Below are 18961 nucleotides of genomic sequence, written 5' to 3'. Positions count from 1 at the left end.
GGGACGGTTGGGAGGGTGGGTGGGTTCAACCACCCACCCTTTCCTCACAAGAGGGCGCTCGGATCTCGACCCCTGAGCCCCGAGCGTCGGTGGCGAGTACGAGGAAGCGCGGCCCGGGCGGTGAAGCGAGAAGGCCGCGTGCCGGATCGGCCGGCGACGGGCCGCCGGCCCCGTGTGTCGGGGGGCTGCCGCTCAAGTCCCCAGCCGAGGATGGCACCTGATGAACAGAGAGCGGTTGTCTCCGGGGCATGATGGGCGGCATGGACCTCCGCATCTTCACCGAGCCGCAGCAGGGCGCCTCCTACCAGACGCTGCTGCGCGTCGCCCAGACCGCCGAACGGCTCGGCTACGACGGTTTCTTCCGCTCGGACCACTACCTCAAGATGGGCGACGGCGATGGCCTGCCCGGTCCGACCGACGCCTGGATCACGCTGGCCGGTCTCGCCCGCGAGACCGAACGCATCAGGCTCGGCACACTGATGACCGCCGCCACCTTCCGACTGCCCGGTGTCCTGGCCATCCAAGTCGCCCAGGTCGACGCGATGAGCAACGGCCGGGTCGAACTCGGCCTGGGCGCCGGCTGGTTCGAGACGGAGCACGCGGCGTACGGCATCCCCTTCCCGAAGCGCCGCATCGACCGGCTGGAGGAGCAGCTCGCCATCATCACCGGACTGTGGGAGACCAAGCTCGGCGAGACCTTCGACTACGAGGGCACGCACTACCGGCTGACCGACTCCCCGGCGCTGCCCAAGCCGGTGCAGGAGCGGATCCCGTTGCTCCTCGGCGGTATGGGCGCCGAGCGCACGCCGGCGCTCGCGGCTCGCTACGCGAGCGAATTCAACGTGCCGTTCGCCTCCGTCGAGCAGACCGAGGAGCAGTTCGGACGGGTTCGGGCCGCCGCCGCCGAGCATGGTCGGCCGGCGGACGAGCTGGTCTACTCGAACGCGCTGGTCGCCTGTGTGGGACGGAACGACGCCGAGGTGGCCCGCCGCGCCGCCGTGATCGGTCGCGAGGTCGACGAGCTGCGGACCAACGGCCTGGCCGGCAGCCCGGCCGAGGTCCTGGAGAAGATCGCTCGCTATCAGGAAGTCGGCTGCGGGCGGATCTACCTGCAGATCCTCGACCTGGAGGATCTGGACCACCTGGAGCTGATCGCCACTGAGGTGATGCCTCAGCTCGGCTGATCGTGGCCGGCCGGCGGCCCGCGCGCTCGGCGGGCGGGCCGTTGTGGGGGCGCCGGGGACTATTGCGTGTGCACGCACGGGTTGAGGGGGGCGTTGTGTGCGTGTGCATGCACGCAATGGTTCGGATGTTGCGTGCGCACGCACGAAACCGGCGGCCGGGTGCGTGCGTGCGCACGCACAAGCAGATCCGTGTGTGCGCACGCAACTCGCGCGCTAAACTCGACCCATGCCACGCACCGACATCACCCTCGGCGAACTCGCCGCCCGCGACCACGCGTTCTACGGACTGGTCTGGGCCGGCACCACGCTGAGCGCCCGGGTCGATCGGGCCCTGGTGCGCACACACGACCTGCCGCTCTCCTGGTTCGAGGTCATGCTCTGGCTCTACGACCAGAGCGAGCCCGTCGCCGCCTCCGACCTCGGTGCGAAGACCCTGCTCAGTCGCAGCCAGGTCTCCCGGGTCATCGACTCCCTCGGGGAGCGCGGCCTGGTCGAGCGCAGTGTCTCCCCGCACGACGCCCGCTCGGTCCGCGTCGCGCTCACCGCCGCCGGGCGCGACGCCTTCGGCGCCGCGGACGCCACCCGCCGCGAAGCCCTCGCGGAGGTCTTCAACGACCTCCTGGACGACGACGACATCGCCGCGCTGGAGGTCGTGTGGCAGAAGCTGAAGCAGCGGCCGTCCGCCTCGGACGCGAGCCAGTAGCGCATCAGGCACCACCCGCCATCAGGCACCACCCGCCATCAGGCACGACTCGCCAGCAGGCATCGTTCGCCCTCGGGCGCCTCTCGTCCCGTCGTGGCGCGCCGTCCGGCGATCGGGCTCGTAGCGTGTTCGCCGGCGTCCACGGCACCGGCACCTGCCCGACGGGCTCAGTGATCCGCCGGTGGCAGGCCGAGTCGCTCGTGTAGCGCTCGCCGGCCGGTGTCGGTGACGGCCAGCGCGCGAGTGGTGCCGATCCGGGTGATCCAGCCGACGGCGAGCGCGTGGCCGCACAGTGCGGCACCCACGGCACCGGCCAGGTGGGGGCGGCGCTCGGTCCAGTCCAGGCACGCACGCACCAGCGGCCTGCGCGAGCCGCCGGGCAGCGTGATTCCGACCTCGGCCAGCCAAGCCGCCCCTTCGTCGGTGAGCCCCGGCTCGTGACCCCACTCGAGCAGCCCGCGCGCGGCCATCGCATCGGTGATCGCCAGCGAGACCGCTCCCGCCAGGTGGTCGTAGCACAGACGCGCACGGGCGAGTGCCTGCCGACGGCCGACGGCCGCCAACGAACGTGCCGGGGCGGCGCGGTGCGGGGCCAGCGCGGCAAGGCTCTCGATCAGCTCGACCACCCTGGTGCCGGCCAGCCGCACGTAGCGATGGCGCCCGTGCCGCTCCTCGACGAGAAGCCCGCCGTGCACGAGCAGGTTCAGGTGCTCGGTCGCGGTGGACGCCGCGACCCCGGCATGACGCGCGAGCTCGGTCGCCGTCCAGGCCCGGCCGTCCAGCAGTGCCAGGCAGAAGGCGGCCCGGGTCCCATCGGCCAGCAGCCGGGCCACGGCCGCCAGGTCCACACCCACGTCATCTGCGCGCCGAACGTCCACGCATCCGATTGTCACCGATCTCGCTTCGGCGATCTCGCTTCGGCGTCCGCCGAAGCGTCCGCGCCCTAGCGTCGTCGACGTGCGCGGAACACGCCCCGCACCGGACGACCCGCCAACCCCGCCCACCGCACCGGAGGATCCATGCCCGAATCCGACATGACCGACAGCGCGCCACCGCACCCCGGGACCTGGGCGGACCTCGATGTCACCGATGCCCCGCGGCCTGCGGACCTGGCGCTCATCTCCGAGGCCCTGGACCGGTTCAACACCGAGAGGACGGGAATCGACGACCGGCGACCGCTCGCCGTCCTGGTCCGCGATCCCGAGACGCACCAGGTGATCGGCGGACTGACCGGGCGCACCTCGCTCGGGCTGTTCTTCGTCGACCTCCTCTTCCTGCCGCCCGAGCTGCGCGGCAGCGGGCTCGGCAGCCGGGTACTTCGACACGCCGAGCAGGAGGCCCGCGCGCGCGGCTGCCACGCGGCGGTGCTCTACACGATCAGCTTCCAGGCCCCCGGGTTCTACCGGAGGCACGGCTGGCGAGAGTTGGGCGAGGTCCCGTGCGATCCGCCGGGCACCAGTCGCGTCTTCATGACGAAGGAACTCACCGCGCCGGTGGCCACAGGGGCCCGTCCGACCGACGGGGCGAACGTCGCCTGATGCGGCACCGGTGACTCCGCTCGACGGGCCGGCCGGGTGACGGGCACTGGCACGTTCTTCGACCCGCGCGGGCGGGCGGGGGCGGGCGGGGGCGGGTTGTCGGGTTGTCGGGTCTCCCCCCGTCGGGGCGGCGCGTCCACGCTCGCCGCCCCGACGATCGGCGTCGGTGGCGTTACGCCTGGCGGGCGTCGGTGATCTGGGTCGGGACGGTGTCGAGCCACCAGGTGGGGTTGGCGGTGCCGTCGGTGGTGCGGCCGTCGCTGTGGACGTAGTGGCGCACGTCGCGACCGGGCTCGGCGAACTCGCCGTTCAGGGCACGCTCGACCCACTCGGCGCCGAAGCGGAAGACCTCGGCGGCGACCCCGCCCAGCGGGTGGAACTCGTTCGCGTAGACGCGCATCTCCTTGGGCGCGCGGACCCGCTCGTAGTTGGCCAGCGCCTGCTCCAGCACGGTGAGTTCGTCGAACTCCCCGATGCCGTAGAGGACCGGACAGGCGATCTCCCGGACCAGGTCGCCCAGCGGCATGTGGGCGACCAGCTCGCGGTCGAAGGCGTCCTCGTCGGTGTAGCCGGCCATGAACATGTAGTTGTTCTTGAAGGTGGGCTGGGCCCGCTCGAAGATCGTCCGGAAGTCGCCGGTGACGGCCTCGAAGGCGGCCAGTGCGGCGAGCCGGCGGTCGGTGGCGGCGGCGCGGGAGCCCCAGTAGCCGCTCATCGAGATGCCGAACATGCCGATCCGGGCGGGGTCGACCTCCGGGAGCGAGGCCAGGTGGTCGAGGTAGCGGCTGATCGCCCGCTCGTAGTTGGTGAGGTCGACGGTGAGTCCGTTGGCCCGGGTCTCGCCCTGGCCCGGGCCCTCGATGGAGAGGGCGACGATCCCGCGCGAGGTGTAGTACCGCTCGGCGGCGTGGATGTAGTCCTCCTTGATCATGTCCATCCCCGGCCCGAGGATCACCGCGGGGGCGTTCCTGACCTCACCGGCCGGCAGGTGGAGGAGGGCGAAGATCTGCTTGCCCTCGAAGTCGAGGACGACGCGGCGCACCCGGTCGCCGCGCAGCGCGCCCAGGCGCTCCACGCAGTGGTTGGCGTGCTCGCGGAAGGCGAGCTTGCGCGGATCGGTGGCATCGAAGATCGAGTACTGCGCGCGGCCCCACATCACCGAGGCGCGCACGTACAGGTCGGCGGCGGTCTGCGCGAAGCCGCCGCGCTCGTGGTGGGCGGCGCGCTCCTCGGCCTGTCCGGCCACGGTGGCCCAGGCCTTGGGGAGCATGGCCCCGCTGCGGACCAGCTCGAAGACCTTGTCGAAGTCGGTGTGGTCGTGGCCGAGCTGCTCCAGGGTGCCCTTCGCCTGCGGGTGCAGGGCGTCGAAGCCGCCCTGGGCGAGGGCGATGTCCAGGGCCCAGCTCTGGCCGGTCGAACGGACGGTCATGACGGGTGTCCTCTCTCGACGGGGTGCCCGGTGAGGCATTAACTAAGTACTTAGTTAAGTACTTAGTTAATTCGCCTGTCAATCCACCCGCCGAGCCGTCGCGGAGACCGGTCGGGTGCGCCGCCGATCGGCCAACCGGCCGCCACGAAGATCGTCGCGCCGGTCACCGGCCGGGCGAAGCGCATCCGGCCCGGTGGTCCGGTGGACCGAAGGCCGGGAACGCCTCGCGAGCCCGCGTGGCCTGGCGAGCGACCGACCAGGGGGCGGCTACCGAGGCAGACCGTCGAGCGGAGCCGCCGGCCGGTCCGCCGTACGCCCCGCCGCACGCCGCCCTGTCGTGGCTCGCCCCGTCGTACGTCGCCCCGCCGCGCGGGCGGCCCAGCGACCGTCCTCGCGGGTGATCCGGACGGGGTGGCGGAAGCAGGCGCTGACCAGGTCGGTGGTGAGGACGTCGCCGACCTCGCCGGTCGCCACGCACTCGCCGTCCCGGAGCAGCAGGGCATGCGTGGTGCTGGTCGGCAGCTCCTCCAGGTGGTGGGTGACCAGGACGCTCGCCAGCGCCGGGTGTCGCTCGCGCAACTCGTCGAGACTGTCGAGGAGTTGCTCGCGGGCGGTGAGGTCGAGGCCGGTGGCCGGCTCGTCCAGCAGGAGCAGGCGTGGCTCGGGCATCAGGGCGCGGGCGATCAGGGTACGGCCGCGCTCGCCCTGGGAGAGCGTGGTCCAGGGCGCACCGGAGCGCGCGGTCATGCCGAGGGTGGCGATCAACTCGTCGGCGCGCGCGAGCTGTTCGGCACGCGGGGTCCAACGCGGCGCGGGCTCGACGCTGTTGGTCAGGCCGGTCAGCACCACCTCGCGCACGCTGAGCGGTGAGCGCAACGGGTGGCGCGGGTTCACATGGCCCAGGTACGAACGGAGTTCGCGCAGATCCACCCGGCCCAGCCGACGGCCGAGCACGTGCACCTCGCCCCGGGTGGGGTGCGAGACGGCACCGAGCAGGGCGAGCAGGGTGCTCTTGCCCGCGCCGTTGGCGCCGAGCACCGCCCAGTGCTCGCCGGGCCGGATGGTCAGTGAGATCGAGCGGAGCAGGTGGCGCCCGTCCCGAACCACGTCGACGTCCCGGGCGTGGAGGAGCGGCCCGGCGTCGAGCGGTGCGGCGGAATTGGGCCCGGCGGAGTCCAGAGCGGCGGAGTTCGGCGCGGTGGTCATCGAAAGTCCTCCTGGGAGAGGGGGAGTGGCAGCGACGCTAGCACCGGCTCCAGCCGGTCCGAACGGCGTTCCGGGCTGTGAGACCCGGCCCGGGCTCGGTACGGTGGCCGGCGAGGCGCGGCCCCGCCGCCGCGCCCGGAGGGAAGATGCCGGATCATGGCCGGGTGTCGGGCGCGAGCGGGAGCCCCGGCCGACCGAGGACAGGGAGCGGGACCACGTGATCGGACGGGCGTTGAACGGCCGCTACGAACTCGTCGGCGCGCTGGGCGTCGGTGGCATGGCCACCGTGTGGCACGGTGTGGACCGGGTGCTGAACCGCCCGGTCGCGGTGAAGGTGCTCAACGGCGGTCTGGCCGAGGACCCGCGGTTCGCCGAGCGGTTCGCCCGTGAGGCGCAGCACGCCGCGATGCTGGTGCACCCACGGATCGCCATGGTCTTCGACTCCGGCATGGACGGCGGCTCCGCGTACATCGTGATGGAGCTGGTCCGCGGCCGCTCGCTCAGCTCGTTGCTCGCCGAGGGCGGCCCGCTGCCGGTGGAGCGCACGGTCGGGGTGGCCGCCGCGGTCTGCGAGGCGCTGGAGGTGGCCCACGCGGCCGGCCTGGTGCACCGTGACATCAAGCCGGGCAACATCATGATCACCGACGACGGCGGGGTGAAGGTCGTCGACTTCGGCATCGCCCGGGCCAGCGCCTCCGGCCAGCAGCTCACCCAGACCGCCACCGTGCTCGGCACCGCCGCCTACCTCTCGCCCGAGCAGGCCACCGCGGCCGAGGTGGACGGCCGGGCCGACCTCTACGCGCTGGGCTGCGTGCTGGTCGAGATGCTCACCGGTGAGCCGCCGTTCACCGCTGAGACGCCGGTCGGCATCGCGTTCAAGCAGGTCAGCGAGGAGCCGGTGGCGCCGAGCCGGCACCGGCCGGACGTGCCGCCCGCGCTGGACGCGGCGGTGCTGCGGCTGCTGGCGAAGCGGCCCGCGGACCGACCGGCGGACGCCGCCGCGGCCCGGGCCGAGCTGCTCGCGGCGGTGCCGGTCGCGGGGGCCGTCAACCGCACCACCGAGCTGCTGACCTCGGCGATACCGGTGCAGGGCGACGGGTTCGGCCGCTTCGACCCGGACGCGGGCCGGACCAGCGTGCTGCCGCCGCAGCAGCCGGCCGGATTCCGCCCGTCCGGCGCGCCGACCTCGGTGATGGCGCCGATGCCGGAGGCGGACGCACCGTACCAGCTGGACGACGGCCCGGCGCCACGCCGCTCACGCACCCCGGCGCTGTTGCTCGGCGCCGCCGGACTGGTCGGCGTCGTGGTGGTCGGGGCCTTCGCGTTCGCCGGTTCGAACGGTGGCACGCCGGTCGGCTCGCGCTCGGCCGCCGGCACCTCGGCGGCCGCGACGAGCAGGGCCCCGGGAGCCGGTGCGGCGCCGGTCGGCGCGCCGGGACAGCTGCCGGGCGGGCCGGCCCTGCCGCTCGCGCCGACCACCGCCGGCCCGGCCGGTCGGGCCGGCGCCGAACTCACCGCACTGCGCGCCGAGGTGGCCCAGTCCGCGCTGTCCGCCGACCGTCAGGCCGCGCTGCTCAAGACGCTGGACACGGCCTCCGCCGCGCTCACCGCCGGTAGGTCGCAGGATGCCGTCCAGCAACTGCGCGGCGCCCAGCGGCAGGTGCGCGACCTGGTCAAGAAGCACGCGGTGGACGGTGCCACCAGCAGCGGATGGCAGCGCCAACTGGGCACGATCATCGGCACGTTGGGGAACGGTGCGAGTGTCGACGCCAACGACGGTGACAACGGGGGGAACTGACCCGGCTCGGTCGACTAGACCGCGAACTCCCGCCGGCAGGCGTCCTCCTGGGCCAGCCGCCGCAGCGTGACCAGCAGCGTGTCGCCCAGTACCGTGCCGAGCACGGCGGCCTGTAGCCGCCCGTCCGGGTCCGGTTGCCGGCCGACCAGCGCCAACTCGGCCGCCGCCAGCCGTTCGGCGGCGGCCGCGTACTCGTCCAGCATCCCGAGCAGGTCGTCCTGCCCCAGTTCGCGCAGGGTGAGCAGCAGTTGGGCCAGCGAGGCGCGGGCCGGACCGTTCGGGTCCACCCGCCAGCCGCGCTGCCGCAGCCACTCGTCGGCCTCGTCGACCGCCCGTTGCCAGCTCGGCCCGCTGCGGCACGGGCCGGCCGGCGCGGGCGGCCCGGCCGCCCGCCGTGCGACGCCGAGCGTGGTGTGCAGCGGGACGTCGGGCGAGTCCAGCGCGCCCAGCACCTGCCGGGCGGCGGCGATCGACAGGCCGCCGACGTCCACCAGGGCCCGGACCAGCTTCAACCGCCGGATGTGCGGCTCGCCGTACTGCGCCTGGTTGGGGCAGGTCAGCTCGCCCGCCGGAAGCAGCCCCTCGCGCAGGTAGTACTTGATCGTGGGCACCGGGATCCCGGTCCGGCTGCTCAACTCCCCGACCCGCATGGCGCGGCTCTCCTCTCCCGCCCGCGGTCGGCGCGTCCCGCCCGCGAGCCGGTGGCTCCTACCGGCGGACCGGCAGTCCGATGGATGACGGCCCGACGACCGGCAGCCGGGTCATCGACGCCTACGGCGATCGGCCACCCGGTCACCGACGGCCCGGTGACCGACAGCTCGACAATCGACACCCCGGACCGACGGCGCTCACGGCACGCCGCGGACTCACGGCGCATCGCTGCCCCCGCCCGTGAACAGCGGCGATGACCCCAGCCTAGGGGGCGCGCAGCGCCGTCTCCAGTGCTCGGAGCAGCCGGGCCGAAGCTGCCCCGAAGCCATCCGGCGCCACCCGGGCCTGTGGCAACATGCCCCGGTGGTGCCGTCCGCGCGGCCGCCGTCGGTCACCATCACCGCGACGATCACGTTCTGAACCGGCGGCGGCGTCAACCCTTGGGTTGATCCTCGAATCAACCTCGGATCAACCTTCACGCGGACGACCGCGGCCGGAATCGGCGGCACCCTGGTGCCATGCACGACGACACCTCGTACCCTCGCGGCGGCCCGACCCGGCCGGCCGTCCCGGTCGGGCCGTGAGCGCCCCGGCCCGCTGGGGCGCCGGCGCTGGCCGCCACCTGCGCCGGATCCCTAAGCTGCCTGACATGGCGAGCGCAGCGCAGCACCCGGACCGACCGCCGGCGGCACGGCCCGCCGACACCGCCGACCCGGCCGCCGCGATCACCGCCGGCATCGGTGCGCCGGCCGCCACCGAGAGCGCCCGGATCACCGAGGCCAGGCTGCGCGTGCGCGAACGCGAGCGGCGCCAGGGAGACCGGCTGCGCCCGATCAACTGGCTGCTGCTCGCGGTGATCCTCGCCTGTGCCCTGACCAGCGACAGTCCGCCCGGCCTGACCGGCCACGGCCTGCTGGTCCTCCTGGCGCTGGTCTGCTGCGCGGCCCCGCTGTTCGTCACCGGACTGGGCCGCACCGCCGGGCTCGGGACGGCCGGGCGGGTGGTGCTGGTGCTGCTGCTCGGCGGAGGAGGGCTGGTCCTCTCCGCCCTGGATCCGTCCGGCGGGCTCACCGAGGTCCCGGTCGCGGCCGCCGCGATGTTCGCCTTCGTGCTGTTGCCGCCCCGCCCGGCCTGGCTGGTCAGCGGGCCGATCGTGGCCGCGCTCGCCGTGCTGCTGGCGCTGACCTCCAGCTATCCGCTCGCCAGCGCCGCGGCGGCGGTGCTGCTCTGCCTGGTGCTCGCGGTCACCGCCGAGCTGATGCGGCGCAGCCGGGAGAGCCAGGACCGCACCGAGCTGCTGCTGGCCGAGCTGGAGGACGCCCGGGAGGCCGAGACCCGGGCCGCGGCCGGCGCCGAACGGGCCCGGATCGCCCGGGAGCTGCACGACGTCCTGGCCCAGTCACTGTCCGCGCTGGCGATCCAGCTGGAGGGCGCCCGCCGGCTCGCCGAGCGCGACCAAGTCGCGCCGCTGCTCCAGCAGGTCATCGACCGTTCGGTCGAGCTGACCCGGGAGGGGCTGCAGGAGGCTCGGCAGGCGGTCGGCGCGCTGCGCGGCGACCGGCTGCCGGATCTCGACGACCTGGCGGCACTGGTCGAGCGCAGCCGCCGGGACCTCGACCTGACCATCCGGTTCGAGGTCCACGGCGCGCCGCGCCGCTGCGAGCCCGAGGCGGGCTTCGCGCTCTACCGGGGCGTCCAGGAGGCGCTCACCAACGTGGCCCGCTACGGCCGCGGCGCCGCGGCCGAGGTGCTCGTGGAGTACCGGACGGACCGGCTGGTGGTCACCGTCGCCAACGGCCCGGGCGGCGCGGGGGGCCCGCTGCCGGCCGGCCCGGGCGGTACCGGGGGCGGCGGGAACGGCCTGCGCGGCATGCGCGAGCGGCTGGCCAGGGTGGGTGGCTCCGGCGACGCCGGGCCGGCCGGCGAGGGCTGGCGGGTCGTGATGGAGGTCCCGGCATGATCAGCCGGGCTGGAGAGGGCAGGGAGGACGGGGACGTGATCCGAGTGGTGATCGCCGACGACCAGCGGGTGACCCGGGACGGGCTGGCCCTGCTGGTCGGCCTGAACGAGGGCATGGCGGTGGTCGCACTGGCCGCCGACGGCGCGGAGGCGCTGGCCGTCGCGCTGGAGCACCAGCCGGACGTCGTCCTGATGGACCTCTCGATGCCGGTGATGGACGGCATCGCCGCCACCGCCGCGCTGGCCGAGCAGCTGCCCGACACCCCGGTGCTGATCCTCAGTACCTACGCGGACGACGCGTCGATCTTCCCCGCGCTGCGGGCCGGCGCCAAGGGCTACCTGACCAAGGACGCCGGCTCGGAGCGGATCGAGGAGGCGATCCGGGCCGTGCACGCCGGGCAGACGTTCATGGACCCGGTGGTCCAGCAGCGCCTGGTGGCCGCGGTCGCCGGCGGCGCGCTGCCGGGCGCCACGGCTGCCGCGCCCGCCGCACCGGTCCCCACGGCCGCGGCGGGCACCACGGTCACCCCGTCCACCTGGGGGTCCCCCGGGCCGGCGGCCGAAGGAGGCCTGACGGACCGCGAGCGCGAGGTGCTGGTGCTGATCGCCGAGGGGCTCTCCAACACGGAGATCGCCCAGCGCCTCTACCTCGGCCAGGCCACCGTGAAGACCCATGTGAACCGGATCTTCGCGAAGACCGGTGCCCGCGACCGCGCCCAGGCGGTGCGCTACGCCTACCGCGCCGGGATCGTCAGGCCCGGCGGCTGACCGCCGCCCGGTCCCCCGGCCGACCGTCCCCCGGGTCGGCCAGCACCTCCAGCAGCGCCAGCACCACCAGCAGCCCGCCCGCCAGGACCAGCACCACCGTCCAGCCCGGGTAGCTCCAGAGCACCAGGATCAGCGCCGCCGCCAGCACCGCCGTCCAGGCCAGCCAGGCCTTGCAACGGTGGATCAGCCGCCCGACCGGCCCGAGCCGCAGCCCGACGCTGGCCGCCCCCCGGCGGACCGTGGCACCCGCCCCCTGCCAGCGCCGGCGGATCCTGGTCGCGCGCGGCCCGGGCCCGGTCAGCCAGCCGGCCAGCGCGGCCAGCGCGCCGAGCGCGGCGGCGATCCGGGCGGACGCGCGCAGGAACCGGACCAGCGCCTCGTAGTACGCGCTGGCGGCGGCCTGGTCCACGTCGGTGGGCAGCCGGCCGAGGTAGTACGCCCGGACGGCGGTCAGGCCGATGCCGAGCAGCACCGCGGCCGCCGCGAACCCGAGTGCGGCGCCGACCAGCGCCCGCCGTCGCCGGACCGCCAGCAGCACCCCCGCCCCCGCGCAGACCAGCGCCGCGGGCAGCAGCCAGTACCCGACCGCGCTCAGCGCCCGGAAGACCGCGCGCGCGGTGTGCAGGCTGCTGGAGCTGATCAGTACGTAGCTGGTGTGCACGGTCGGGATCTGGGCCGCGATCGACAGCCCGTCGGCCACCAGCTTGGTCTTCACCTGGTCGATCAGCGGCGCCAGGTCGAGCGTCACCTGGTCGCCCTGCTCCTTCACCGCACCGTTGCCCTGGCCGGTCACCCGCTGGACGAAGACCGCGTGCGCCGAGCGGTTGACCTCCAACCAGATGGTGGTGAACGTGTCGCTGTCCACCACCGAGGCGACCTCGCCCTGCACGAAGGAGGTCAGCGGACCGGTCAGCACCCCGCTGATCACGCTGCCCGTCGCGCCGGAGCTGTTGAGCACGGCCTGCACGACGGCTCCGGTCGACCGGTCGATGACGGCGGCGCGGACCGCCGGGTCCTGGGCGAGCGGGGCTACCGCGGCGAGGTAGCGGCCCGGGTCGGCCAGCTCGTAGCGGGTCCAGAAGGCCACCAGGGCGGGCGGCAGGGCCAGACAGCCGAGCACGATCAGCAGCACGGCCAGCAGCGAGGCGGGGCGCCGGCCCGAACGGCCCAGCCCTCCGGCCGGGGGGACCCCGGCGGGGCTGGGCGGCGGCGGCCCGGGCGGTGGGGGGCTGGCCGGCGGTGGCGGGACGCTCGGTGGCGGGGGGACGCTGCCCATGCCTGCCAGCAGACACCGGGACGCACCGGACGGCCACTCGAACGCCTATGCCCGGGCGGACCGTGCCCGGGCCGCCCGGACGGGCAGACCGAAGCCCCCGCCGTCCGGTGACGGCGGGGGCTTCGGGAGGTCTGCGCGGCCCGGGACGACCGGGCTTCAGGCCGTGGTGTTGGTGGGCCTGGTCTCCTCGACCTTGGTGACGTTGACCGGCTCCACCGCCGGACGGGGCTGCTCGGTGGCGGTCGAGGCGGCCGTGCCCCCGGCGCTCGGCGTGTCCTCCTCACGCATGGCCTTGGTCTCGGCCTTCAGAATGCGCATGGACTTGCCCAGCCCGCGGGCCATCTCGGGCAGCTTCTTCGAGCCGAACAGCAGGATGAGGACAGCCAGCACCACCAGGAGGTGCCAGGGCTCCAGACCGTTGCGGAACATCCCTGACCACCGGTCCCTTCGGTTTACTCGCCGTTGCAGCCGGGCGGGCCGCCCGACACCGCCAGTATGCCTGTCCCGGCGGCTGGACGTATACACCGGTCGGGAAACGCTGGTCAAAGACCCGGTGACGGCCGTTCGCCGCACGGATTTACCGTTACTTCGTGGTCTGAACCACTACCTTCCGAATGTTACCCGAACCACCTGGTCAGGCCGGCGGTCCGACCGCCCGGTCGGACCTCCCCGGAGTGCGGGCCGGGGCGCCCTCGCCGATGGTGGGCCCATGACGACCAATCAGAACATCCTCACCGGCTTCCAGCCGAACCGGAAGCTGCTCGGCGCCGGGCTGCTGCTCGGCGGGGTCGGCGCGGTGGCGGGACTCCTGGGCACCACGTTGGTCGGTGTGGCACTGGCCACCGCGGGCCGGGGCTGGATCCGGCAGCTGGAGACCCACCCCGCCGAGCGCGCCGCCCGTACCCTCGCGCAGGCCCGGGCGGCCTCCCAGGCCGGCCTGGACGCCTGGCGCAACGCCGCGCCCGCGAACTAGGCCCGCAGCTCCGCCAGGACCTCCCCGCGCAGCTGCCGCTTGAGCACCTTCCCCGTCGCGTTCCGCGGCAGCGCCTCGCCGCGGAAGACCACGTGCGCCGGCACCTTGAACGCCGCCAGCCGCGCCGCGACGTGCCCGCGCAGTTCCCCGGCGTCGGCGCGGGTGCCCGGGCGCAGCCGGACCACCGCAGCGACCTCCTCACCGAGCAGCGGGTGCGGCACCCCCAGCACCGCCGCGTCCGCGACCGCCGGGTGGTCCTGCAGCACGCCCTCCACCTCCACGCAGTACACGTTCTCGCCGCCGCGGATCACCAGGTCCTTGAGCCGGTCGACCACGCAGATCTCGCCGTCGTGCAGCCGGGCCAGGTCGCCGGTGCGGAACCAGCCGTCGCTGAGCACGGCCGCGGTGGCCTCCGGCTGGTTCCAGTAGCCGCGGAAGACCGCCTGCCCGCGCAGCCACAGTTCGCCGACCGCGCCCTCGGGCAGCGGCTCGCCCGCCGGGCCGGCGATCCGGACCTCCAGGGCGGGAGCCGGCCGGCCCACCCGCTCGGGGTGCTCCAGGTAGCGGGCGCCGACGTTGGCGATCACCCCGCCGCAGGTCTCGGTCAGCCCGTAGCCGTTGCGGGCCTCGACCCGGCCGGCGAAGCGCCGGGCGATCCGCCGGGCCAGGCCGGGCGGGGCGGCCGCGCCGCCGGTGCTGATCACCGCGAGGCCGGGCAGCGGGTCGCCGGCCCGGTCGGCGGCGTCCAGCAGGCCGAGCGCGGTGGTCGGGACGCCGTAGTAGGTGGTGACCGTGTGTCTGGCGATCAGCTCCAGCGCGGTGGCCGGGTCCCACCTGCGCATCAGCACGGCCGTCCCGCCGTTCGCCATCAGCGGGAAGAGCGCGGTGAAGGCGGCCACGTGGAAGAACGGATAGGTCATCAGGGCGGTCTGCGGCGGGACCCGGGCGGGGTCGCGGCCGGCGGTCAGCGCCGCGGTCGCGCCGAAGAACCGCGGGCTCACGGCGGCCGCGCACCAGGCGGCCTGGGTGGCCACCACGCCCTTGGGCCGGCCGGTGGTGCCCGAGGTGTACATGATGGTCGCGTCGTCCCCGGGCGAGATCGCGACGTCCGGGGCGGCCACGGCGTCCGCGGGGGCCGGCAGCTCGGCGAACCGCTCGGTCCGCGAGTTCGGACCGCCGGCCGGACCGCCGTCCGCGAGGTCGTCGGCCGCTCCCACCGTCAGCAGCCACGGCCGCTCGGCGCCCCGCCCGGCCAGCCAGCCGGTGAGCCGCTCGGCGCGTTCGGCGTCGGCCACGATCAGCCCGGGCGCGCAGTCGTCCAGCGCGTACCCCAGCTCCTCGGCGGACCACCAGGCGTTCAGTGGCACCGCGATCAGCCCGGCCAACTGGGCGGCCCAGAAGGCCACCTGCCACTCCGGGAGGTTGCGCATGGCGATCGCCAGCCGGTCGCCGGGGCGCAGGCCGTAGTGCTCCAGGCAACGGTGGGCCAGCGCGGCGGCCGCGGCGTGGTGCTCGGCGAAGGTGTAGCCCCGGTCGCCGAGCCGCAGGAACGGGCGGTCGCCGTGGGCGCGGGTGGCGTCCAGGAGGTCCCGCAGCACGACCGGCCCGTTGACGTAGCGCCGCCCGTGCGGGGTCTCGACGGTCTCGAACGGCGTGCCGGGCGCCGCGAGCGCGGCCTGCACCCGGGCGACGACGGCGAGCGAAGTGCTGGACGGCGCGGGGCCGGTCATGGGCGTCCTCCGGGGGGCGGCGGCGCGGCGGGGGCCTGACGAGGTGCGGGGACGGCGGGGGAGGGGGGACGGGGTGGCGGCGGGCCGTGGGGGAGGCCCGCCGCCTCCGGGCGGTCGCGCATGGCGCGGTGGGGGACCCGCCCGGCTGCTCGGCCGCCGCGGCGGCCGAGGGTCGAAGGGCCGAACCCGGCTACAGGCCCAGGGACTTGGCGATGATGGTGCGCATCACCTCGCTGGTCCCGCCGTAGATCCGGAACACTCGGTTGTCGGTGTAGAGCCGGGCGATCGGGTACTCCAGGATGTAGCCGTAACCACCGTGCAGCTGGAGGCACTTGTCGATCACCACGGAGGCCGCCTCGGTGCAGAACAGCTTCGCCTCGGCGGCGTCCGCGACCGTCAACTCGCCGTTCTGGTAGAGCTCCAGGGCCTGGTCCACGACCGCCTGCATCGCGGTCACCTGCGACTTGCAGTCGGCCAGGGTGAACTTGGTGTTCTGGAACTCGGAGACCGGCTGGCCGAAGACCTTGCGGTCCTTGACGTACTGGACGGCGAAGTCGATGCCCGCCGCGGCCGCCGCGTAGGCGCCGACGGCGATCGCCAGCCGTTCCTGCACCAGGTTGTGGGTCAGGTAGCTGAAGGCCTTGCCCTCCTCGCCGAGCAGGTCCGTCACCGGCACCTTGACGTCCGCGAAGGAGAGTTCGGCGGTGTCGGAGGTGCGCAGGCCGATCTTCTGGAGCTTGCGGCCGACGCTGTAGCCCTCGGACCTGGTGTCCACGCAGAGGATCGACAGCCCGGCCCGGCGGTTCGCCGGGTCGTACGGGCTGGTCCGGCAGACCACCAGCACCAGGTCGGCCAGCACGCCGCCGGTGATGAAGGTCTTGGCGCCGTTCAGCACGTAGTGCGTGCCGTCCGCGGAGAGCTTGGCGGTGGTGGTGATCCCGGCCAGGTCGGAGCCGGTGCCCGGCTCGGTCATCGCGATGGCCGTCATGATGTCGCCGGACATGAAGCCGGGCAGCCAGCGCCGCTTCTGCTCCTCGTTGGCGTACTCCAGCAGGTACGGCAGCACCAGGCCGGTGTGCACCCCTGAGGAGCCGAAGCTGACGCCCGCCCGGGCGACCTCCTCGGTGATCACGGCCTGGTACTTGAAGCCGGTCTCGCCCGCGCCGCCGTACTCCTCCGGCACCTCGATGCCGAAGACGCCCAGCTCGCCCAGCTTCCGGTAGAACGAGCGCGGCGGGTGGCCGTCGGCCTCCCAGCTCTCGTAGACCGGGACGACCTCACGGGCGATGAAGTCCCGGATGGTGCTCCGGAACGCCTCGTGGTCCTCGTTGTACACGGTACGGCGCACGGTGGCGCTCCTCTCGGCGCAGGGTGATCGCTGGCCAAGTTAATCCTCGGTAGCTTCGCTGTCCAGAGTCGGCGCGGGTCCGGGGGCTCTCCACGGGTGGACCTCCGAGCGCTTTATGTGAATCATGGGTAGCCGGGTCTCGGGCGTGGCGGCGAGGGGGTGGGAATGGCGGGGGAGGTCGCGGCACCGGCGCGGCGTCCGCGCGGGCGGCGGAGCCAGATCCTGACGGTGGCCGCCGAGCAGTTCCACCGCCACGGCTACCACCAGGTCTCGATGGCCGACGTGGCCGCGGCGGTGGGCATCACCGCCCCCGCGCTGTACCGGCACTACCGGGGCAAGCCGGAGCTGCTGCGGCAGGCCGTCCGGGCCGGTCTGGACGAACTCGCCCGGGCCGTCACCGCCGCCGAATCCGCCGCCGGAGCCGCGACCGAAGCCGCCGGTCCGGCCGCGCTGGCCGAGCGGCTGGCCCGGGTCGCCCTCGACCAGCGGGCGCTCGGCACGCTCTGGCAACGCGACGCCCGCCTCCTCCCGCCCGCGCAACGCGCCGAGCTGCGCCGCGCGTTGCGCGCCGACGTCCGCCGGGCGGCCCGGGTGCTGACCGCGGCCCGTCCCGAACTCGAGCCCGCGCAGGCCGAGTCGCTGCTCTGGGCGGCGCTCTCGGTGGGCGCGAGCCTGTCCAACCACACCTTCGCGCCCCCGCGTCGACGTTTCGAACGCCTGCTGCGCGAGCTGCTGTTGGCGTTGCTCGCGGTCCGCTGCGCCGGGCACCCCGCGCGCCGGCCGGCCCGACCCGTCCCGCCGGACCCGCCGCCGGCCGGCCGCCGGGAGGAACTCCTGGTCGCCGCCGTCCGGTTGTTCCACGAGCGCGGCTTCGACAACGTCACCACCGACCGGCTCGGCGCCGCGGTCGGCATCGCCGGCCCGAGCGTCTACAAGCACTTCCCGACCAAGGCCGAGCTGCTCGCCGCCGCCCTGGTCCGGTCCCGCGAGCGGCTCTGGCACGAGGTGACCGGGGCGATCGCCGGCGTCGCCACCCCCGCCGAGGCGCTGGAGTGCGGCCTCGGCGCCTACCTGGACTTCGCCCGGCGCCACCACCACTACCTGGGCGCCGTGGTCAGCGAGACCGACCGGCTCGGCGAGCCCGACCGCAAGGCGGCCCTCGACTTCCGCCGCGACTTCCTGCGGATCTGGGTCGACCTGCTCCGGCAGGTCCGCCCCGGCTACGACAACGCCGAGGCCCGGATCCGCGTCCACGCGATGTTCGGCCTGGTCAACGACGCCGTCCGGCACCCCGGCCGGCTCGCCGACCCCGCGCTCACCCCGTGCCTCGACCACCTCGCGCACGCCGTCCTGGGCCTGCCGGCGGAGCTTCGGACCAGTCCCGGTTAGGGCTCCACCAGCCGGTGCCCCTCCAGCCGCATCCCGGCCCGTTTGACCTGCCGGATCACCTGGGTCAGCTCGACCCGCTGGATCGCCGGCAGTGCCCCGAGCCGGCCGGTGAGGTACTCGTACAGCGCCTCGTTGTCGCTGCACACCAGCACCGCGACCAGGCTCGCCGGCCCGGTGACGGCCGCCGCGTACGCGACCTCCGGGTGTTCCGCCAGTGCCGCCCCCACCGCCGCGAGGTCGGCCGGTGCGACGGTGGCCCACAGCACCGCGGCGCTCTGGTAACCCAGCAGGGTGTTGTCGATCTCCACGTCGTAGTAGAGCGCTCCGCAGTCCCGCAACTGTTCGGCCCGCCGGCGCACGGTGGACTCCGACAGGCCGGTGGCCCGGGCCAGCTCGGCGTAGCTGGCCCGGCCGTCCTGGGTCAGCGCGGCGAACAGTGCCCGGTCGGCGGCGTCCAGCGGAACCCGGTCCGTGGTGGGGTGGACCACCGGGGCCAGCGCCGCGATCTGCTCGGCGGTCAGCAGGTGCGTCCCCCGGTGGTCCGGGCCGCCGCTGAAGACCCGCAGCACCGAGTGCGCGCTCACCGCCGTCACCCGCTGGGTGCGCGGCAGCTTCTGCAGCAGCAGGGTGTCCCGGTCCTCCCTGCTGCGCGCCCGGGTCACGCAGTTCACCTCGGTGCCACCGGAGTTGAGGGTGACCCAGGCGATGTCGGGGCGGCGGGCCAGGGCGTCCGCGACCGCCACCGCCGCGTCCGGAGTGCACTGCACCCGCAGCCAGGACTCCAGCAGCCCGACCCGTGGCCCCACCGGCAGACCGACCACCCGGAGCAGCCCGTCGCCGCGCAGCCGGCGGTAGCGGCGGATCACCGTCTGGTCCGAGACGCCGAGCACACTCGCCAGCCTGGCGAACGGGGCCCGGCCGTCCACCTCCAGGGCCTGCACCAGGCGCTGGTCCAGCAGGTCGAGGGCGGGGGCGATGGGTTCGCTGGCAGACACGCTTTCCATCATCC

17 protein-coding genes are annotated in these 18961 nt (G+C 74.4%); 8 read left to right on the top strand and 9 right to left on the bottom strand.

The features are described 5' to 3' along the window. The first annotated feature begins 260 nt into the window (after window positions 1-260). Both ACIGXM_RS02455 and ACIGXM_RS02450 read left to right on the top strand, forming a co-directional pair. Window positions 261-1184: an LLM class F420-dependent oxidoreductase gene (locus ACIGXM_RS02455; RefSeq protein WP_396555987.1), complete on the top strand. Its 924-nt coding sequence runs from the start codon at window positions 261-263 to the stop codon at window positions 1182-1184. A gap of 226 nt (window positions 1185-1410) precedes the next feature. Beyond that, entirely contained in the window at window positions 1411-1887 is a 477-nt protein-coding gene (locus tag ACIGXM_RS02450; protein WP_396555985.1) for a MarR family winged helix-turn-helix transcriptional regulator, read from the top strand. Between the two features lie 167 nt (window positions 1888-2054). On the opposite strand, the gene ACIGXM_RS02445 is transcribed toward ACIGXM_RS02450, so the two are convergent. Continuing rightward, a complete protein-coding gene (locus tag ACIGXM_RS02445) occupies window positions 2055-2765 on the bottom strand; it encodes an ArsR/SmtB family transcription factor (protein WP_396555983.1) in 711 nt (236 codons plus the stop codon). 141 nt (window positions 2766-2906) lie between these two features. On the opposite strand from ACIGXM_RS02445, the gene ACIGXM_RS02440 reads away from it, so the two are divergent. Then, window positions 2907-3425, top strand: coding sequence for a GNAT family N-acetyltransferase (locus tag ACIGXM_RS02440; RefSeq protein WP_396555981.1), 519 nt, complete (start codon window positions 2907-2909; stop codon window positions 3423-3425). A 172-nt stretch (window positions 3426-3597) separates the two neighbouring features. Here ACIGXM_RS02440 and ACIGXM_RS02435 read toward each other — a convergent pair whose 3' ends face one another. Both ACIGXM_RS02435 and ACIGXM_RS02430 read right to left on the bottom strand, forming a co-directional pair. Then, window positions 3598-4854: an alpha/beta hydrolase gene (locus ACIGXM_RS02435; protein ID WP_396555979.1), complete on the bottom strand. Its 1257-nt coding sequence runs from the start codon at window positions 4852-4854 to the stop codon at window positions 3598-3600. 267 nt (window positions 4855-5121) lie between these two features. Then, window positions 5122-6060: an ABC transporter ATP-binding protein gene (locus ACIGXM_RS02430; RefSeq protein ID WP_396555977.1), complete on the bottom strand. Its 939-nt coding sequence runs from the start codon at window positions 6058-6060 to the stop codon at window positions 5122-5124. Window positions 6061-6277: 217 nt separating this feature from the next. Between ACIGXM_RS02430 and ACIGXM_RS02425 the strand changes: the two genes are divergently transcribed. Next, window positions 6278-7858: a protein kinase gene (locus ACIGXM_RS02425; protein ID WP_396555975.1), complete on the top strand. Its 1581-nt coding sequence runs from the start codon at window positions 6278-6280 to the stop codon at window positions 7856-7858. A 14-nt stretch (window positions 7859-7872) separates the two neighbouring features. Here the strand turns inward: ACIGXM_RS02425 and ACIGXM_RS02420 are convergent, their stop codons facing one another. Then, window positions 7873-8508 (bottom strand): MerR family transcriptional regulator, encoded by a 636-nt coding sequence (locus tag ACIGXM_RS02420; protein ID WP_396555973.1) that lies wholly within the window; start codon window positions 8506-8508, stop codon window positions 7873-7875. A gap of 650 nt (window positions 8509-9158) precedes the next feature. Here ACIGXM_RS02420 and ACIGXM_RS02415 point away from each other — a divergent pair. After that, complete coding sequence (locus ACIGXM_RS02415) at window positions 9159-10469, top strand: sensor histidine kinase (RefSeq protein WP_396555971.1); 1311 nt, start codon at window positions 9159-9161, stop codon at window positions 10467-10469. Beyond that, window positions 10466-11236 carry a response regulator gene (locus tag ACIGXM_RS02410; protein ID WP_396555969.1) on the top strand — a complete coding sequence of 257 codons (771 nt, stop codon included), beginning with the start codon at window positions 10466-10468 and terminating at the stop codon, window positions 11234-11236. The genes ACIGXM_RS02415 and ACIGXM_RS02410 overlap by 4 nt, the downstream gene beginning before the upstream one ends. Here ACIGXM_RS02410 and ACIGXM_RS02405 read toward each other — a convergent pair. Beyond that, window positions 11220-12512, bottom strand: coding sequence for a hypothetical protein (locus ACIGXM_RS02405; protein ID WP_396555967.1), 1293 nt, complete (start codon window positions 12510-12512; stop codon window positions 11220-11222). The genes ACIGXM_RS02410 and ACIGXM_RS02405 overlap by 17 nt on opposite strands. Window positions 12513-12668: 156 nt before the next feature. Further along, on the bottom strand, window positions 12669-12941 hold the full coding sequence (tatA, locus tag ACIGXM_RS02400; protein WP_396555965.1) for a Sec-independent protein translocase subunit TatA: 273 nt from the start codon (window positions 12939-12941) through the stop codon (window positions 12669-12671). 280 nt (window positions 12942-13221) lie between these two features. On the opposite strand from tatA, the gene ACIGXM_RS02395 reads away from it, so the two are divergent. Beyond that, window positions 13222-13485 carry a hypothetical protein gene (locus ACIGXM_RS02395; RefSeq protein WP_396555961.1) on the top strand — a complete coding sequence of 88 codons (264 nt, stop codon included), beginning with the start codon at window positions 13222-13224 and terminating at the stop codon, window positions 13483-13485. On the opposite strand, the gene ACIGXM_RS02390 is transcribed toward ACIGXM_RS02395, so the two are convergent. Further along, a complete protein-coding gene (locus tag ACIGXM_RS02390) occupies window positions 13482-15215 on the bottom strand; it encodes a class I adenylate-forming enzyme family protein (RefSeq protein ID WP_396555959.1) in 1734 nt (577 codons plus the stop codon). The genes ACIGXM_RS02395 and ACIGXM_RS02390 overlap by 4 nt on opposite strands. Before the next feature lie 190 nt (window positions 15216-15405). Continuing rightward, a complete protein-coding gene (locus ACIGXM_RS02385) occupies window positions 15406-16563 on the bottom strand; it encodes an acyl-CoA dehydrogenase family protein (RefSeq protein ID WP_396555957.1) in 1158 nt (385 codons plus the stop codon). A gap of 165 nt (window positions 16564-16728) precedes the next feature. Between ACIGXM_RS02385 and ACIGXM_RS02380 the strand changes: the two genes are divergently transcribed. Next, window positions 16729-17952 carry a TetR/AcrR family transcriptional regulator gene (locus ACIGXM_RS02380; protein WP_396555955.1) on the top strand — a complete coding sequence of 408 codons (1224 nt, stop codon included), beginning with the start codon at window positions 16729-16731 and terminating at the stop codon, window positions 17950-17952. On the opposite strand, the gene ACIGXM_RS02375 is transcribed toward ACIGXM_RS02380, so the two are convergent. Then, complete coding sequence (locus ACIGXM_RS02375; RefSeq protein WP_396557342.1) at window positions 17949-18956, bottom strand: Lrp/AsnC family transcriptional regulator; 1008 nt, start codon at window positions 18954-18956, stop codon at window positions 17949-17951. The two genes, ACIGXM_RS02380 and ACIGXM_RS02375, sit on opposite strands and share 4 nt — an antisense overlap. Window positions 18957-18961: the final 5 nt, after the last annotated feature.

Origin of the sequence: Kitasatospora sp. NPDC052896 (assembly GCF_044547075.1) — a bacterium.
Lineage (GTDB): Bacteria > Actinomycetota > Actinomycetes > Streptomycetales > Streptomycetaceae > Kitasatospora.
Note: the sequence above shows the minus strand (reverse complement) of the source record. Positions and strands in the feature narration are given on the sequence as shown.

Coding starts and splice junctions, on each gene's coding strand:
- ACIGXM_RS02455 (WP_396555987.1), top strand. CDS start 261: ATGGACCTCCGCATCTTCACCGAGCCGCAGCAGGGCGCCTCCTACCAG.
- ACIGXM_RS02450 (WP_396555985.1), top strand. CDS start 1,411: ATGCCACGCACCGACATCACCCTCGGCGAACTCGCCGCCCGCGACCAC.
- ACIGXM_RS02440 (WP_396555981.1), top strand. CDS start 2,907: ATGCCCGAATCCGACATGACCGACAGCGCGCCACCGCACCCCGGGACC.
- ACIGXM_RS02435 (WP_396555979.1), bottom strand. CDS start 4,854: ATGACCGTCCGTTCGACCGGCCAGAGCTGGGCCCTGGACATCGCCCTC.
- ACIGXM_RS02430 (WP_396555977.1), bottom strand. CDS start 6,060: ATGACCACCGCGCCGAACTCCGCCGCTCTGGACTCCGCCGGGCCCAAT.
- ACIGXM_RS02420 (WP_396555973.1), bottom strand. CDS start 8,508: ATGCGGGTCGGGGAGTTGAGCAGCCGGACCGGGATCCCGGTGCCCACG.
- ACIGXM_RS02415 (WP_396555971.1), top strand. CDS start 9,159: ATGGCGAGCGCAGCGCAGCACCCGGACCGACCGCCGGCGGCACGGCCC.
- ACIGXM_RS02410 (WP_396555969.1), top strand. CDS start 10,466: ATGATCAGCCGGGCTGGAGAGGGCAGGGAGGACGGGGACGTGATCCGA.
- ACIGXM_RS02405 (WP_396555967.1), bottom strand. CDS start 12,512: ATGGGCAGCGTCCCCCCGCCACCGAGCGTCCCGCCACCGCCGGCCAGC.
- tatA (WP_396555965.1), bottom strand. CDS start 12,941: ATGTTCCGCAACGGTCTGGAGCCCTGGCACCTCCTGGTGGTGCTGGCT.
- ACIGXM_RS02395 (WP_396555961.1), top strand. CDS start 13,222: ATGACGACCAATCAGAACATCCTCACCGGCTTCCAGCCGAACCGGAAG.
- ACIGXM_RS02390 (WP_396555959.1), bottom strand. CDS start 15,215: ATGACCGGCCCCGCGCCGTCCAGCACTTCGCTCGCCGTCGTCGCCCGG.
- ACIGXM_RS02380 (WP_396555955.1), top strand. CDS start 16,729: ATGGCGGGGGAGGTCGCGGCACCGGCGCGGCGTCCGCGCGGGCGGCGG.
- ACIGXM_RS02375 (WP_396557342.1), bottom strand. CDS start 18,956: ATGGAAAGCGTGTCTGCCAGCGAACCCATCGCCCCCGCCCTCGACCTG.